Source organism: Pseudothermotoga sp. (assembly GCA_025060105.1).
In the GTDB taxonomy this organism is placed as follows: Bacteria; Thermotogota; Thermotogae; order Thermotogales; family DSM-5069; genus Pseudothermotoga_A.
Map to the genome: position 1 here is coordinate 35,674 of JANXCS010000003.1, position 16,323 is coordinate 51,996.

Sequence of the window (16,323 nt, forward strand, 5' to 3'; positions counted from 1 at the left end):
AATTTTTCAAAAAAATTCTATCACTTTTTTCCATCAGTACAGATTTTCACATGTGAGAGAATAATCTCAGGGGTGTGAAGATGGATCTTGGACTCATTAACAAGAGGGTACTTGTTTGTGGTGGAACGAGGGGTATAGGTCGTGCGGTCGCCGAAGAATTTGCGAAAGAAGGTTCTGTCGTGTTCGTGGTTGCGAGGCAACAGTCAAAAGAGGTCGCAAAACAGATTTCGATGCTGTACCCTGCCAAAGTGTACGGTTTCGATGCTGATCTTTCAAAGGATGAAGATATAAAGCAAATCAAAAAAGCTGTTGGTGAAGTGGACGTGCTCGTCGCCAACGCTGGTGGCCCGAAACCTGGAGATTTCTTTGAGTTGCACGATGAAGATTGGCATTTTGCCTTCGAACTTCTCGTGATGAGCACCGTCAGATTGATAAACGCTTTCTTACCTGGGATGGTTGAAAGAAAATGGGGTAGAGTGATCGCTATAACTTCCATTTCCGTTTTCGAACCCCTGCCAAGGCTGTTGCTTTCCAATTCTTTGAGGATGGCCGTCGCTGGATTGATGCGAAGCCTTTCTGGAGAGTATGCAAAATACAACGTAACTTTCAACTGTGTTGCGCCTGGCCACACGATGACTGAAAGATTACACCAGATCATTGAAGACACTGCGAGAAAAACTTTGAAGAGTGAACAGGAAATAATGAAACAAATGGCAGAAGAAAACGATGTCAAGCGTTTAGGTAGACCAGAAGAGATAGCTGCTGCTGTGATTTTTCTGGCCAGTGAGAGGGCTTCTTATATAACGGGGACCACTCTGAGGGTAGACGGTGGTTTTGTAAGCTCCTCAATATGAATGCTTTTGAGCTATGAATTCTGCCAGAGTGATATCTTCCTTCGTTGTTATTTTGATGTTTCTCTTGTCTCCCTGTAAGATGGCAACGGGATGATCGTTCAGTATGAACACACCCGATGCATCGGTCAGGGCGGCTTTTTCCTGAGGTGTGAGTCTTTCGTATAACCTTAGAAACAGTCTAACTTTGAAAGTCTGTGGCGTTTGTATTAGATAAGTTGAGTTCCTATCGGTCAAAGATTTGATCACGCGACCATCCGAAGATAAACCGACAGTATCTGTAGCTGACACTGCCAAGGTTACGGCTTCGAATTCTTCACACAATCTTATGCTGGAGAGAATATGCTCTCTTGTAACGAAAGGCCTCGCTGCGTCGTGCGTCACAGCTATATCCTCTTCACCTATGTTGAAACGTTCATCTATGAAATAGAGTGCTTTCATTAGTGAATCTGTTCTCGTCTGACCTCCTTTTATGAATAACAACCTCTCATCTCTCAAATACGATTCCACCAGCTTTTTTGCGTATTCGAGCCATTCTTGTGGAAGAACAACGATGATCCTTGCAAAACTTGAAACTGACGAGAATGTCGTCAAACTCCAGATCAAGATAGGTTTATTCGCTATCTCAACGAACTGCTTCGGAATCTCTCCGGAGAATCTCTCAGATCTTCCACCAGCCAGAATGACTGCGTAAATCAATCAAAATCCCTCCTAACGATTATATGAATTCCACCCGATTGCACACACAAGGTGAAATTAGTGTAAAATGAATTACAGTCTTTCTACTTTTAGAGGTGTCGAGCAATGTGGTACGTGTTTCCATCCGTGTTTTTAGGTTGGTCACTCGGTGCCAACGATGCAGCGAACGTCTTTGGTCCAACTGTGGCATCAGGCTTGATACCGCACAGAAAAGCTATGCTGCTCGGAGCGATCTTCGTGGTGTTGGGAGCTGTGGTGGGCGGTTCCCACTGTCTCATCAACGTATCTCAGATTTCAACTGGTATAGCCCTCGACAGCGCCGTAGCTATTTTATCTGCTGCTTTGACCGTCACGGTGATGACCTTGCTCAAATTTCCAGTTTCCACATCTCAGGCCGTGTTTGGAGGAATAGTTGGAGTGAACATTCACAGGTTCGGATTTTCGAATGTCAACTGGGCTCCCATGGCAAAATTCGTGATCGTGTGGGTGCTCACTCCCATCGGTGCTATGATCATTTCTTTTTTACTTTACAAGCTTGGATCCACGCTTTTTAGACGAATCAAGTCGATTCAGGTGCAAGATAGCTTTGTTAAATTAGGATCTTGGATTGCAGGTTTGTATGGGAGTTACGCACTCGGTGCCAACAACGTAGCGAATGTTACTGGAGCCCTTGTAGGTAGCTTGTTCGGCGTGTTTGAAGCTGCTTTGTTAGGAGGTATCTGCATAGGACTTGGCATGATCACGTTCAGTAAAAGGGTGATCATGACTGTTGGAAAGAGCATAATCGCACTGGATCACTTCTCGGCGATGATAGCGATCTTTGCGCATTCTTTGACTGTTTGGGTTTACAGCTTGGTAGGAATTCCAGTTTCATCCTCTCAAGCTATAGTTGGAGCAGTGATAGGTGCAGGTTATGCAAAAGGAGTCAAACTCTCCAACGTCAAAATGATTCTGAACATCGTTTTAGCGTGGGTAGAAACACCTTTCGTTTCGGCGACGGTTTCGTATTTGCTGATCCGAGGGATTGAATTATGATCTTGAAAAAATGTGCACTTTTAGTCCTATTCCTCTGCATAATCAACTCGATAATGGTTTCACATGCAGCTGGATTTGGCAGGAAACATTTCGCCGTTTATGCTACCGCGCAGGATGGCATATTTTTCAGCAAACCGCAACTGAACACTGTCGATTTCGAAAAAGCAGAAGTTAGAACAGTATCCTATGGGGAAGAATCTCACATGGAGGTGGGGAGCTTCAAATTTAAGGTCACTTTGATGTTAGCTTTTTCCACCTTTTTGCTCATGGTGGTAACCATCGTGCTCAAGAATAGATCCAAAAATTGCGTCTTTTTCAAAGCGCTCACAACAATTTGTATCATCTCCATCGCTTTACTGAACTATAGTGGATCGGAATGGTTCATACTGGCAGGCTTGATCTTCAGTCTCGTTGGAGATATCTTCCTAGAATTTGAAAGACATTTTCTTCATGGTATGCTCGCTTTCTTTATTACTCATGTCCTCTATTCCGTTGGTTTTGTGAAACTGTTCGGTATACCGAATTGGTGGACCTTTGCAGGGATTTATTCGATTGTGTTGTTTCAATATTTCTTTCTGAAAGCGAATCTTGGCCGGTTCAAACTGACAGTCCTTTTTTACAGCTTGGCTATTGCAACGATGTTTTCACTGAGTTTTGGGGCTATGGGGAGTGAGATCTATCCTCTGAGGACCTTGCTTCCAATCGGTGCAGCTTTGTTCGTTCTCTCCGACTCGTGCATCGCTTGGGACAAGTTCGTAAAAAGACTTCCTTTGAGAAATTTTCTGGTCTTGTTCACATACTTCATCGGTCAATTGTTCATAGTCCTCTCGATCGTGACCTGAGTTTTCGATTGTACGTAGCGATCTGTAACAGTTGATGAATTTCATCATTCGTCAAAGCTCTCCACTCACCGAGCGTCAGATCACCTAAGGTTATATTTGCAAACCTTACACGTGTTATCTTTTTATACTCAAGACCTATCGAACGAAGTATCCTCTTCACCTCGTGATACTTCCCTTCCGTCAACACTAACCTAACGATACCTTCCTGAATTTGCTCGATGGTTGCTGGCGCGAATTGAACTTTTCCGACGGCGAGTCCAGATTCGACGATCCGTTTCATCTCTTTGGTGAGTGACCCTTGCACGTGGATCACATATTCTCTCTCCAAGAGTGATTTTGGATCTATCAACATGTGTGTGAACCAACCGTCGGTCGTCAAAATGATCAAGCCTTCGACGTCCCTATCGAGTCTCCCTGCCACGTGAAGTTGATCAGACCTTGGATGATCGATCAAGTCAAACACCGTTGCATCTTGAACTCTATCGCACACATACCCTGAAGGTTTGTTCATGATCAAATACAGATGCTTCGGCGCTTCGATGATCTCACCGTGACACTCAACGACATCGACTTCATGTATTTCAAATGAAATATCCCTCACCGTGCGCCCGTTCACTTTAACGAACCCCGACTTGATCAGCTTTTTAACTTGACTTCTGCTTCCCAAACCGGCGTTGGAAAGATACCTGTCAAGCCTAATCTTCACCACTTCCTTTCGATCTCAGACCTTCCAAGAAATCTCGAGAGATATGTATTTGTTTGATGGCTCTTTTGTATCCGTCTAAGCATTCATAGTATGGCAATTGTTCTTTGGTTTTCAAATCTAAGGCGACACTCTTTTGGATCACGCCGTCTTCTGAGACAGCGAAAAATCTTGAGCAATCCACAAAAGAGCCATCGGGCAACTGATACCTCAAAGCTGCAAAGTTACCACCGTTGCAAAGGTCTTCACCTAGCATGAAGGATGGTTTTTCGCTCATTCCGATCAGATTCAACAGTGTCGGTGCAAAATCTATCTGTCCACCCACGTTATCGATTTGGTAGCTCCCTCCAAGACCAGGTACATGAACTATGAGAGGAACATTCATCGCTTTGAGGAAATCGTATTCTTCTCCGAGCCATTCTGAAACGAGTTGTTTAACTTCCCTGTTGAATGGGTACAGTCCTGCGTGATCTCCATACACAACTATGATTGAATTTTCGTATAAACCGGATTTTTTCAGCAATTCTAGAAAGTATCCAAAAGCGCTGTCTGCGTAATTGATCGCTTGCAGATAGTTTCCAAACAGCGTGTTTTCGTGGTTGGCGTCCAATTTGAGCGTTTTGAGATTGCTAGGTAAGAAGAACGGTGTATGGCTGGATAGAGTGACCATGAAAGCGAAAAATGGGCGAGGAATGTTCTTCAAAATCTCAACTGCTTGTCTGTAGAATGAAAAGTCACTCAGACCCATGTTGATGATCTCATCTGGCGACAAGTCTTCCAAGCTTACGAAATCTTTGAAGCCAAGATGCGGATATACTTTATCTCTGTTCCAAAAAGTGGCATTGTTTCCGTGGATCGCCAAAGTGTAGTATCCCATCTTAGCTAAAATACGGGGTAACGCATCCAAATCGATGTCCGAATAAACTTCGTACGCAGGTTGATCGATGGGTGCATGTAGGGACGTTAAACTAACAAATTCGGCATCAGCGGTGTTTCCCGAACACGACTGTTGATAATATCTGCTGAAGTATATTGAATTGTTCCCTACGAGATCGTTGAGATTCGGTGTGATAGGCTGGTTGTTGTAGCTTCTTCGTATCACCATGTTTTGCAGAGCTTCAAACTGAATGACTATCACATTCTTCCCTTTGGCGACGCCGGTAAAGTTCTTCTGTGATGTTGGTTTGTTGAATTCGTTTGACACAGGATTGGATGGAATTTGTGGATCCTTCTGTAATAGATAGACAGGGTCATACAAATGGTAGGCTATCAACCCATATCTGTTGAAAACTTGCATAGGTTTGAGATCTTCAACGAAAATCGGAAAGCTCGCGAAAGCAAAGCACAGTACTATGCACAGCCACAGAGATTTTGATTTTCTTGAAGATCTTTCCTCGCGATCGAAGTGTTTGAGGACCTTTCTGTCCAATTTCAGTATGAACGGAACATCCGCCACAAATGAAAGTGATATGGGGTTGAGGAAATACTTTATACTGGAACCAACTTTAGGTAACTGTGGGAGTAAGAGCAGATGTTTAATGGAAGGTAAGGAGCCAAAGTTTTGAAAATAGAGATAATCAACGACGAGCATGCAAGACACGATGGTGTACAGGACGAAACGCTTTTTTTCCGTGAGAGTTGAGAAGACAAGGAAGAGAAACGACAACCACAACAAACTTGCCAAGTAGCTTTGAATCTTGGATGGTCCAAACGTGAACAAGTAAAACAAAACCATCTTTGCATTGATCAGTGTGAAGAGAAGAAATCCGTATTTTCTAGTTATGCTCCACAAGGGTACCACCAGCTCGTTCAACGGTTTTGATTTGTTTGGTCATGCGATTGCCTAAGCTTTTTTATGACACTTCTGCCCCAATTGAAAGCTACCACAGCATTTGTTAAATTACCAATGACTATACCCCACCAAACGCCAGAAACACCGATGTGTAAGATGTTCACGAACAACCAGCAGAAAAACACTTGAAGAATTATCGTTCTGAAGACTGTAACTATTAAACTCTTAATTCCGTGACCTATACCCTGAAACATAGCAGAGGTGAACATGCCGAACGGTGTGCCAGGCAAGAAAAGGCTGAGGATAACCAATGCATGAACGATATCGGAGAATATCGCGCTACCATCTTTAGAGTAAGTGAAAAGATACGCTATTTGCTTAGAGAAAATCTGTATAACCGCCATCACCGATATTCCTATAATGAATCCAAGTTTAATGGCGAACAAGTGAGCTTTTTCAAGTTTCTCAGGATCTCTGGCTCCAAAAGCAGCACCAGTCACGGAGGTAACAGCGGCGGATATGCCCAACATCGGAATGGTACCAAAATTTATGATCCTCCATGCGCTCGTGAAAACGGCTATGCCTTTAGCCCCGGCAGCAATAGCTGCGAATCTGTTGAGAATGAAAATCGCTACAGACATCGAAAGCTGTGCCAGAGAGGCTGGGATTCCTATGACAAGGATTTTCCAAAGAATAGAGAAATCGAGATGGGTTTTCTTGAAGTCCAAATTGAGGTAGGTATTTCTGCGAAAGAAAAACCAGTACAAACTCATCCAAAGTCCCACGGATGCAGATACGACTGTAGCATACGCCGCCCCTAGAACACCGAGCTTCAAAGGATAAATGAATATAGGATCAAGCACGATGTTCAAAACCGATCCGGTAGTGATGACCAACATGGCGCGCTTGGCATCACCTTCGGCACGAAAAATCGCGTTGGCTATGTTGGTAAACATGAATATCACTGTGAACAGAAGTACAACGTACGAATACTTCAAGGATAACTGGAACGCCTCATCGGACAACTTCATCAGCATCAAAGCTGGCTTAATGAGCAGCAAAGAAAGAATCGTTATTGTACCACCCAAAATCAAAACCAATATTATCGACACCTTTGCGGCATTTTCAGCAGCATTTTTGTCTTTGGCGCCTATTTTTTGTGAAACGACGGCATTGGTACCTATACCCAGTCCTGTGGCGAAAGAAAGGATGATCATGAATATAGGGAAAAACGCTCCAACGGCTGCCAGTGCGTTTGGTCCCAACCCAGCGACCCATACGGCATCGGCAAGGTTGTAAAGTGTTTGCATCAACATGGCAAACATCATTGGTGTCGATAATTTCAAAATCGCTTTCTTTGGATCTCCCAGCAGTGTAGCTACACCCTTGTACGTCGTCTCCATGAGCATGCACCTCCAAAGATAGTTCGCTGGCAGGACGATTTTAACATCATCATTCAAAAAGTTTTTGTAGTTCAAGCTGGATAATGTGAAAAAAAGATAAAAGCGTCGGCATCTTCAACTTTGTGGCTATAAAAAATGAGCAAACTCAGTTTTGAAGAAAATAGAATTGATTTACGGCAATTCAACCGCATCAGTTTTCACAACTAATCCTGCGAGATTGGAGATCTTCATTGGTAGCATGATCATATACATTTAATTTCTAAACATGAAGTAATTACTAATTTATAAGTAGTCGATTTAACTATTATTTATAGTCTGTATTCGCATAAATAATAATCATATGTACTAATTAAATGGACATGATGTAGAATTACCAATAAGTTATGTATATATGATGTATTTATCAGCAAAGAGAATCATAACCTTTTGGAAAACTCCTCACCATCTGCTTGAAAAGTCGAAACTTGCAACCTCGCCAGAATACTAAAGGCTTCGAATTCAAAGTGTTCACAAACAAGTTGCTTATGCAATATAATGTACCTTATATTGCATATTGAAGAAAAGGTTCGATGTTGATCTACCAAAGCGAGTTGATAGTTAAGATCGCTTCGAGAAGGATTGCAAGCAAGAATGCTTTGCGGAGCGGCGTAGTGAAAATTTTGATAAAACCATCGAAGGCTTAAAGTTCATGCAAATTAAGAATTCCCAAGCCAAGCAGATTTCAAATCCTCGATCGGTTTCCTCGAGAAGTTGTTAACTACTGGATTTTCTGACACCAAAAAAGCATGAAATTTTCGACAAACCCAGGCAAAATTTCGCCGATAAAAGTTTAATGGTTCGAATCTATAGAACTATTAATATATTTGATCAATCAATATTAATAAGTACCCATTAAAGCTCAACTTTGACTTTTTAATCAATACTTAGGGTAAATTGATCTCTAAACGATAATTTAGTTATGCCATTATTTCATATTTAGGATCTAAGCATAACTTGGTTTCCTTGGACGCTCGAGGTTTTTCACTGGATTTTGAAAACGAGGTCTATTCTGACTTCGTTCCTATCAACGTCGTCGTTGTGATACTGCGTGAGGTCGAAACCGTTCAGTTCAAAACCGTGCTTGCGGTAGAACTCTATCGCTTTGAAGTTGCTGTTATGAGTGTCGAGCACTATCGCACGGAATTTCTTCTCTTTAGCTATTTCCTTTGCCTTGTTGAGTAACATCGATCCAAACCCACGATTCCTGTATTCTTCAAGAATGAACAACTCAAAAATTCTCAATCTGTTACACCAATGTTCGTAACTCAGCGTCATCCAACCTACGATTTTCCCATCTAGCTCTAGACCGTAGATCTCGCAATCTTCCATCCATGGTCTGTAGAGATATTCTCGAAACGTTTTCACAACCCTTTCATCGTTCTTTGACCTTTTCACTTTCACAACCCAACCATCTTCATCTTCTGCGACCTCCACTCTGTAGATGTCGAAGGTTTCCCAATGATACTCCAACTTGAATGACTCCCATTCTTTCTTGTTTAATTTCACGATGTTCATTCCCATTCACCTCAACTTCGAAAGCAATCAGAAACACTAATTCTTAATCTCATAACCCCTTTGTCACGAATTTTTGTTAATTGAACATTTCTGGGTGAATCGAGTTGCAAAAACTTAGAACGATTTCAACCCAAGTTGTAAGTTTATACGAAGAACTGGACGAAGTGCACGACAAACTAGCTCTCAGTTGTGATGGTTGTAGACTTTGTTGCGATACTCCTGCCTACAACATAGAAGTTTCTATGATGGAATTTTTCCCACTGGCTTGGTACTTACTCGAATCTGGACAGTTTGAACGATGGTATGAAAAATCTCAACGTGTGACACCACAAGATCGGTGTCTTTTGTTAGAGACGAACATTGCTTTCAAGCCCGAGGGTGGTTGTTCTTTCCACCGGTATAGACCTTTGATTTGCCGTTTGTTTTCTGCCAGTTTCGTTGTTCGAAAAACTCCGCAAATCCTTTCGTGCGTACTTTTGAAGGAAAAGCTACAGAATAATTTTCATCAGCTGGTCAATGCACAAGTTTATTTCGACAGATTGTACAATATCGATCCGGAATTGGCTATAAACAGATATGATATAAATACCGCGTTCCGTAAAGCACTAGAGTATGTTGGCTTGAGATTATGGTTCAATAACTCGTCGTTTCCGCTCGCTGGCTGACGAATATTCAGAATTGAAATTGATTTAACCATCAATTAGAGAGGGGACTTCACAAATGGCCCGCGATTTGACTGAGGGGAACCTCAGCAAAAATTTGTTGTATATGGCGTTACCCACCATGGGTGGCTTTGCGATCCAGATAATGTATGACATAGTCGATATGTTTTGGATTGGTAAGATTTCATCATTTGCAATGGCTGGTGTTGCTGTTTTCTCATCAATTTTTTGGCTCGCAACGGTGTTGAACGAGATCATAGGTACCGGATCGGTTTCACTGATATCTCAAGCTTACGGTGCAAAAGATTATGTTCGCGTGAATCGAACCATTGAGCAAACGATCGTGTTCAAAATTTTTGTTGCAGTCATTGCTTCTGCCTTTCTGATTGTCTTTCTGAATCCTTTGATGAGATTCTTCAGCAGAGAATCAACGGTGATATCGTCAGGCCTCGATTATGGTTATTGGCGTATATTCTTTTTACCAATCTTTTTCGCGACGTATTCTATCCACACGGCTTTGAGGACAACAGGAGAGTCTAGACTTCCAACCATCATATGGATCAGTAGCGCCGTTTTGAACATGGTTCTGGATCCGATTTTCATGTTCGAACGCGTTCCGATCGTGAATTTTAGAGGTTTGGGTCTGGGAGTCAAAGGCGCCGCGATAGCTACTGTTCTATCAACATGTGTTGCTTTCCTTTGGGGAATGGCAATCCTAATTCGCGGGCACGGTGTTGTCAAGATAAAGATTTCTGGACTTTTGAGACTAGATTGGGCCATCGATAAAAAGTTGATAACCATAGGCTTGCCAACGGGCCTCGAGATGTTCTTGAGGAACCTTTCTTGGATGATCATGATGAAGTTTTTCAGCATGTATGGTTCAACGGTGCTCGCTGCTATAGGTGTTGTCGATCGGATGATGGGTTTGGCCTTCGTTCCACTGTTTGGATTCTCTATAGGGGCGAGCACGATCGTCGGCCAATGCTTGGGTGCGAACAAGATTGACAGGGCGGAAAGAACGGTCATGTTATCCGCAATTTACAGTTCTTTGTTCGTCTCGGCATTCGTGATCTTGGCAAACACATTTCCCGACATGATAATCAAGCTCTTCACCAGTGACGTGGAAGTCGTGAGAGAAGGGATGTTGGCTATTCGTATAGGGTCTTGGGCAATACTACTGGCCGGTTTTTCCGTTTCTATCATGAGTGCTTTCTTTGGATCTGGATACACCAAAGCTGCTATGTTTTCGAGTATTGTGGGCAGATGGTTCGTGCAAGTGCCTTACGCATTAGTGGTGGTATACGTGTTCAAACTCTCTGGGAAATTTCTCTGGTTTTCCTTTCTCGCAGCTGAGTTAGGAGAAGTCCTTTACGCTTCCATTGTTTTTTTCAAAGGTAAATGGAAGACATACAGGGTCGTATGATAAAATAAAGTCGGCAATGGAGTCCGCCGTCAATTGCCCGAAGGGGCTGATGACTCCTACCCAAAAGGGTAGGAGTTTTTGTTTAGGTGAGGATCGATGGACCTTGTGGGGATCAGTTTGAAAGATGCTATACTCGAATTTCAATTCACATGTCCAATATGTTCACTTGTGAAGAAAGCTGTGGACTCAAGCATAGACACTTTCTTCTATGAACTTGTCAACGATGTTGGACTGAGATCTGAACTACGCTCGAAAAGGTTGTGTCAAGCGCACGTTCAAAGGATCGAATCTTACCTTAGTCGTCATATGGAATTGAGCTTCATGAGTTTGGCGATCGTCTACGCAGACTTACTCGATCACCTAGCCAAGCTCACCGAAAAAAGTTCCAAATCTGTACAAGATGGGATTTGTTTGTTTTGTGAAAAAGAGAGAACCTTCGAGATGGTATATCTCCAATGTTTCATAGAAAATATCCGAGACGTTTTTGATCTCTACAGTTCTTCAGAATCCGTCCTTTGCTTCGATCATTACATTTTTTTGTCGTCAAAGCTCAAAGATCCCTTGAGGAACGAACTTAAGCATGTGCAGCTTCTAAAATATCAACGTTTGATGAATCTGCTCACTTCTTACATTAATAAGCATGATTACAAAAATAGGGAGAATTTCACGGAGGAAGAAATATTAGCACGAAAAACTGCTGGGAATTTGATAGCAAAAAAGTGCCATTTTTGGAGGCGTTCAGGATGAATTCAGTCTCAGATTTTGCGAACCGTGTGTTGGACAACGTTTGTCGTGTAATCGTTGGGAAAAGGAACATCGTTGAAAAGATGTTGGCTGCTTTTTTGAGCTCATCTCACGTGCTGATAAACGATGTACCGGGTGTTGGAAAAACTATGCTGGCCAGATCCTTTGCAATATCTCTAGGACTGAGTTTCAGTAGAATTCAGTGCACACCGGATTTAACACCTTCCGATATCACAGGATTCAGCGTCCTTGACCCGAGAACTGGTTCCTTCAGCTTCAAAAAGGGTCCCATTTTCACCGATGTGCTGTTGGTAGATGAGGTGAACAGGGCCACTCCGAGAACGCAGTCTGCTCTTTTACAAGCGATGGCCGAAAAACAGGTGACGATCGATGGTACAACGTATCATTTGAATGAGCATTTCTTCGTCATAGCGACACAAAACCCCGTGGAATTCGAAGGAACTTTTCCGTTGCCAGAGGCACAACTCGACCGATTCGCCCTGTGTTTGAACCTGGGTTATCTAGAAAAAGAGCAGGAAATAGATCTACTCAAGAGATTACAGAAATCTCATCCTATCGAATCGCTTAAAGCTGTGTCTGAACCAAGCGAGTTGACTTGGATGAAAGAGCTCGTCAAGGAAGTGTATGTGGATGAGTCCATCATGGACTATGCAGTCAGACTGGTCGCACGGACAAGATGTCATCCAGATGTGGCGCTCGGTGCCAGTCCTAGGGGTAGTATCGCTTTAATCCATCTTTCTCGTGCTTTAGCGATTATAAAGGGTAGAAATTTTGTCCTACCAGACGATGTAAAATCAATCGCTGTGGATACTTTGGCTCACAGATTGGTGCTAAAACCTGAAGCTCTGTTGATGCGTAAAACGAAGCAAGCAATCGTTGAAGAAATACTTGAGACTGAGGAGGCACCAATAAAGTAGTGAGACTCAAGTTGAACTCCCTCACTTCGAACGTTCAACCTTTGATTCTTCTTTCTGCGACAGCTGTCGTCTGGCTAGTTCTCGATGTGATGGTTTTCAGCGTTCTGTTCGGCGTCGTTTGTCTTTTTTTATGGTTGAACTATCTTAATGTGAAAAGAAACATTTCGAAGCTTGAAGTGTACAGAAGATGTTCAACGGAAAGGGTATTCGTTGGTGACGAAGTTTGGATTCACCATTCGATTCACTCTCCGGAAGGACGGATCTTGGTTACACTCATGGGGCAAATACAGGTTGGTCGTTCTCTCACGTACAACCTCTTCGAAAAGAACGTGACCCTCAACACAGAGCCTGTTACACTGGACGTGAGGACGTCCTTCCCAACGAAGGGAAAAAAAGTGTTGTGCGATCTGGTGTGTTATTATGAACATCCTTTTGAACTTTTCAGAATATGGGCTAAATTCAACGCACCACAGGAAATACTCGTTCTTCCAAGATTGATGCCTCTAGAGTTTTTCCCTGCGAGATTGAGAGAACCTATACCGGGAAGAAGGTCAGATTTCAAATTGTTCGAGGATCCTTTGAGAATACGAGGATTGAGAGCATATTCGAACGATCCTATAAAAAAGATTCATTGGAAAGCCTCAGCAAAGTTTGGAAAATTGCTGGTCAAAGAATATGAACCCACTGCTGCGAGCAAAACTTTTGTCTTCGTTGATTTGAACATGTCCAAGGAAATTTTCGCGAAGAACGTGTGGGCTCAGATCAGAATTAACTATGAGGAGGAAGTCGTGCATGCTGCGACAGCCATTTTATATTGGCTCTCTCAGAGTAACGATGCTATGAACGTGACCGTTGTGGGAAAGCAAGTCCTAGAAATGGATTGGGCTTCGAAAGATGGTTGGGTCCGAGCCGTTGAGATGCTCGCGCTGGCTGAAGGTGACGAGGATGGCCCTCAGTTGACCGATGTACTGTTTTCGCAAATACCTAAATTGACGTTTTCTTCGACAGTGGTAGTTCTCTCCATGTTCTTGACTGATTCTATCTTACCAGTACTGCTGAAAGCAAAAGCGCGGTGTGCTCGGCTCATGGTTTTTCTTTTGCCTTACGGTTTCAGAGATCCTCGTTATAGACCCACGAGGACTTACGAAATGTATCCACTGGACATGGTGAAACTGCATGAAAAAGCAAAGTTGTTGGAACAAGAACAAGTGATCGTGAGAATCGTAAAACCAAATCAAACCTTGCAGGAGGTTTTCTATGAGATCGACAAGATTCACTGATTGGTTCTTAACTGTGATCTGTGCAATTCTGACTTTACCGATGCTTGGGCAGGATAAACCATTGTGGCTTTACATAGCGATACCCGCTTCGGTTTTCTTCACATGTATGATGTTTGATCACAAGCCGAGCTGCTCAAAACCTCTGTTTTCTTTAATAACGTTTTTTTCGAGTTGGATCACATTTTACTGGATTTCAAGGAGCAGTTTACAATCTTTCCTCACCAGTCTGGGTATAGGAGTGATGATGAACGCTCTCAAGAGTCGAAGCATGTCGATTTGGATTTTCGTCATCGTTCTGGGGACATGTTTGAGTTTTTCTCAATGGATAGGAAAAGTCCAAGCGATTGTGACTTTTCTGATCGTGGTATTTTCTATCCTCTGGATCAAAGTCCGCGTCAACAAAAAAATACTCATATTCTTTTTAATCTTTTCATCGCTGACCTCACTTGTCTTACTGAACTTTAGATTTTCTCCAATGCAGTACGTATTGAAATTGTTCCCTAAAGGTACTCCGCAGAAGGAACTGGTGACAGTTCAAATTGAGCCAGCAGAGAAGCACAATGCAAAAATCGAGCAAACGCAAAAAAGTGCCTCAATGGACCTTGGCTCGATTTTGGAGAAGATTTTCTTTCCTATTATGTTGATTCTTTTCGGGATTTTCCTGTTCACACTCAGCTTCAAAATGTTCAAAGTTAAGGGAACTTTGGTTCTTCTAACGCTGGGTGCCGTGAGCTTTTCTCTGATCATGTCAGTGCTTTCGCTGGTTTTCTCGTTAATCAAACCGCAGATGGATTCTAGTCTTGTTCAAAAAATCGAGGTCGAATCGGTTCAGCAAAATTCACAACAGAATGTCCAGTTCGTCGAGTCTACGCCAACTGCGACGAGCGAATCAAAACGTAATGTAATTGGAATTGCAAATTTTTTGAATTGGTCTTCACTCGTTTTATTGATTCTCAGTGGTTTTTTCATGATCTACTTGACCTTTTATATAACTACGAACGTACGTGCTCCTGTGGAATCGAAAAAGCCGATGCACACAGGAGTGAATGAAGTGACGTCTCATGAGAGCCTTCTCAAATACGAAGTGTCTGAACACTTCGTCAAAGAAGCATATTGGTGGCTTAGAAGAAAATATTTTCCAAATCTGCATCATTTGACTCCGTACGAGGTTTTAAACTTGAAAGATCCGTTCGAGGCGTTCAAGAGATTAACAGATGTGTATGTGACTTTGAAATACGCGGGCAAAAAATTACGATCCGAAGAGATCCAAAATTTTTATACTGATTTTCTGGAAACTTGCAACTTTCTAGAGAAAGATCTCCCACAGAGATCGACTTGAATTCACTAAAAATCCCGAGGTTCCAACCCAAACTTCATTTGAATGTAGAGCCCAAAGAGCAAAGGAAACGTGAAAAGATTAAAATCTAATCGTTGTATGATTATCGGCCGCTTCTATAGCTTTCAACGCGATGTACGTTGCATAAATGGACTGTTGCTCACTCACCATACACTCGTTTTTGCCAAGCACACAGTTCAAAAAATCTTTGAATATACGGCCACCTTCTGTGAGTGGTACGAAACGTGTCCCATCTTCATCGATGAGTTTCACTCTTCCTTCCGCAACCTCAAGAACACCTTTTGTACCCACGATCCTCAACCTGTCATCATCGTGTGTTTCTGCACCTTCTGGACGCAAATAGTCCACCGAAACGGTTGCGATCACTTCCTGCTCGAGCTCGAACAAGCATGCGCCTGTGACCTCAAGCTCGGCGTGGTTTCGATTCGCCATTCGAGAGTGGAGTGCACATACACTCACGAAACGTTTGTTCGATATCCAATGGATCCAGTCTATCGCGTGTATGCCAACCCAGGCGAGAGTTCCTCCAAATGTTTCTCTTTTTCTGAAAAAAGCGGGCCTCTCACCGAGCTTGTAAGATTTTTGAGCGTTCATGAGCCTTATATCACCGATCGCACCAGACTCAACAATGTGTTTTGCTGTGAGAAACCAAGCTTTATATCTTAAACCAAACATCGCTGCGAAACGAACTTCTTTTTTTAACAGTGAATGCAATTCTTGGATCCGCTCAAGATCTTTGAGGTTAGTTGCGATGGGTTTCTCAACGAAAGCGTGTATGCCCATTTGCAACACTTCTTGCAGGATTCTACCGTTCATGTAAAAGTGAGTGTTTATGACCACCACGTCCGGTTTCTCCAATCTCAGCATTTCTGAGTAATTTTCGTACACACGTGGCTTCAATGAGAGCCTTTCGAGTTTGAAGAGTAAGTGCGAGACATCTTCATTCAAAACACCAGGTGCAATCGCTGAAATTTCAAAATCTTCACTCAGTTCTTCCAATACGTATCCATAGTGACCACTCGCACCGATGATGCACACTT

15 protein-coding genes and 1 riboswitch are annotated in these 16,323 nt (G+C 42.7%); of the genes, 9 read left to right on the top strand and 6 right to left on the bottom strand.

What is annotated here, in order from left to right; translation table 11 throughout:
* Positions 1-80: 80 nt before the first annotated feature.
* Entirely contained in the window at positions 81-854 is a 774-nt protein-coding gene (locus NZ875_03605; GenBank protein ID MCS7174821.1) for an SDR family oxidoreductase, read from the top strand.
* Here the strand turns inward: NZ875_03605 and NZ875_03610 are convergent.
* Positions 846-1,550 (bottom strand): 2-C-methyl-D-erythritol 4-phosphate cytidylyltransferase, encoded by a 705-nt coding sequence (locus NZ875_03610; GenBank protein ID MCS7174822.1) that lies wholly within the window; start codon positions 1,548-1,550, stop codon positions 846-848. The genes NZ875_03605 and NZ875_03610 overlap by 9 nt on opposite strands.
* A 105-nt stretch (positions 1,551-1,655) precedes the next feature.
* Here NZ875_03610 and NZ875_03615 point away from each other — a divergent pair, with 105 nt between their 5' ends.
* Together NZ875_03615 and NZ875_03620 are read left to right on the top strand one after the other, a co-directional pair.
* A complete protein-coding gene (locus NZ875_03615) occupies positions 1,656-2,585 on the top strand; it encodes an anion permease (protein ID MCS7174823.1) in 930 nt (309 codons plus the stop codon).
* Positions 2,582-3,427 (top strand): lysoplasmalogenase, encoded by an 846-nt coding sequence (locus NZ875_03620; GenBank protein MCS7174824.1) that lies wholly within the window; start codon positions 2,582-2,584, stop codon positions 3,425-3,427. Before NZ875_03615 ends, NZ875_03620 begins: the two co-directional genes overlap by 4 nt.
* Here NZ875_03620 and NZ875_03625 read toward each other — a convergent pair.
* From NZ875_03625 to NZ875_03640, 4 genes are all read right to left on the bottom strand, one after another.
* A complete protein-coding gene (locus tag NZ875_03625) occupies positions 3,402-4,133 on the bottom strand; it encodes an rRNA pseudouridine synthase (GenBank protein MCS7174825.1) in 732 nt (243 codons plus the stop codon). The two genes, NZ875_03620 and NZ875_03625, sit on opposite strands and share 26 nt — an antisense overlap.
* Complete coding sequence (locus NZ875_03630; protein ID MCS7174826.1) at positions 4,123-5,931, bottom strand: LTA synthase family protein; 1,809 nt, start codon at positions 5,929-5,931, stop codon at positions 4,123-4,125. Before NZ875_03630 ends, NZ875_03625 begins: the two co-directional genes overlap by 11 nt.
* 8 nt (positions 5,932-5,939) lie before the next feature.
* Positions 5,940-7,325, bottom strand: a complete 1,386-nt coding sequence (locus NZ875_03635) for an MATE family efflux transporter (protein MCS7174827.1) — start codon at positions 7,323-7,325, stop codon at positions 5,940-5,942.
* A 1,020-nt stretch (positions 7,326-8,345) separates the two neighbouring features.
* Positions 8,346-8,879 carry a GNAT family N-acetyltransferase gene (locus tag NZ875_03640; protein ID MCS7174828.1) on the bottom strand — a complete coding sequence of 178 codons (534 nt, stop codon included), beginning with the start codon at positions 8,877-8,879 and terminating at the stop codon, positions 8,346-8,348.
* A 104-nt stretch (positions 8,880-8,983) separates the two neighbouring features.
* On the opposite strand from NZ875_03640, the gene NZ875_03645 reads away from it, so the two are divergent.
* The 6 genes from NZ875_03645 to NZ875_03670 all read left to right on the top strand — a co-directional run bounded on the left by NZ875_03645 (position 8,984) and on the right by NZ875_03670 (position 15,265).
* Positions 8,984-9,544: a YkgJ family cysteine cluster protein gene (locus NZ875_03645; GenBank protein MCS7174829.1), complete on the top strand. Its 561-nt coding sequence runs from the start codon at positions 8,984-8,986 to the stop codon at positions 9,542-9,544.
* A gap of 55 nt (positions 9,545-9,599) precedes the next feature.
* Positions 9,600-10,964, top strand: a complete 1,365-nt coding sequence (locus tag NZ875_03650) for an MATE family efflux transporter (protein MCS7174830.1) — start codon at positions 9,600-9,602, stop codon at positions 10,962-10,964.
* Positions 10,965-10,967: 3 nt separating this feature from the next.
* Positions 10,968-11,030, top strand: a riboswitch (Fluoride riboswitch).
* 30 nt (positions 11,031-11,060) lie between these two features.
* On the top strand, positions 11,061-11,711 hold the full coding sequence (locus NZ875_03655; protein ID MCS7174831.1) for a hypothetical protein: 651 nt from the start codon (positions 11,061-11,063) through the stop codon (positions 11,709-11,711).
* Positions 11,708-12,646 (top strand): MoxR family ATPase, encoded by a 939-nt coding sequence (locus tag NZ875_03660; protein ID MCS7174832.1) that lies wholly within the window; start codon positions 11,708-11,710, stop codon positions 12,644-12,646. Before NZ875_03655 ends, NZ875_03660 begins: the two co-directional genes overlap by 4 nt.
* Positions 12,646-13,926, top strand: a complete 1,281-nt coding sequence (locus tag NZ875_03665) for a DUF58 domain-containing protein (GenBank protein MCS7174833.1) — start codon at positions 12,646-12,648, stop codon at positions 13,924-13,926. Before NZ875_03660 ends, NZ875_03665 begins: the two co-directional genes overlap by 1 nt.
* Positions 13,904-15,265, top strand: a complete 1,362-nt coding sequence (locus NZ875_03670) for a hypothetical protein (protein MCS7174834.1) — start codon at positions 13,904-13,906, stop codon at positions 15,263-15,265. The genes NZ875_03665 and NZ875_03670 overlap by 23 nt, the downstream gene beginning before the upstream one ends.
* Positions 15,266-15,343: 78 nt before the next feature.
* On the opposite strand, the gene NZ875_03675 is transcribed toward NZ875_03670, so the two are convergent.
* Positions 15,344-16,321 (bottom strand): Gfo/Idh/MocA family oxidoreductase, encoded by a 978-nt coding sequence (locus NZ875_03675; GenBank protein ID MCS7174835.1) that lies wholly within the window; start codon positions 16,319-16,321, stop codon positions 15,344-15,346.
* Between the last annotated feature and the right edge of the window lie 2 nt (positions 16,322-16,323).

Bases quoted from the DNA above. Each gene is read 5' to 3' on its own strand.
- NZ875_03650 (MCS7174830.1), top strand. From the start codon at position 9,600: ATGGCCCGCGATTTGACTGAGGGGAACCTCAGCAAAAATTTGTTGTAT.
- NZ875_03620 (MCS7174824.1), top strand. From the start codon at position 2,582: ATGATCTTGAAAAAATGTGCACTTTTAGTCCTATTCCTCTGCATAATC.
- NZ875_03635 (MCS7174827.1), bottom strand. From the start codon at position 7,325: ATGGAGACGACGTACAAGGGTGTAGCTACACTGCTGGGAGATCCAAAG.
- NZ875_03605 (MCS7174821.1), top strand. From the start codon at position 81: ATGGATCTTGGACTCATTAACAAGAGGGTACTTGTTTGTGGTGGAACG.
- NZ875_03660 (MCS7174832.1), top strand. From the start codon at position 11,708: ATGAATTCAGTCTCAGATTTTGCGAACCGTGTGTTGGACAACGTTTGT.
- NZ875_03640 (MCS7174828.1), bottom strand. From the start codon at position 8,879: ATGAACATCGTGAAATTAAACAAGAAAGAATGGGAGTCATTCAAGTTG.
- NZ875_03655 (MCS7174831.1), top strand. From the start codon at position 11,061: ATGGACCTTGTGGGGATCAGTTTGAAAGATGCTATACTCGAATTTCAA.
- NZ875_03670 (MCS7174834.1), top strand. From the start codon at position 13,904: ATGAGATCGACAAGATTCACTGATTGGTTCTTAACTGTGATCTGTGCA.
- NZ875_03615 (MCS7174823.1), top strand. From the start codon at position 1,656: ATGTGGTACGTGTTTCCATCCGTGTTTTTAGGTTGGTCACTCGGTGCC.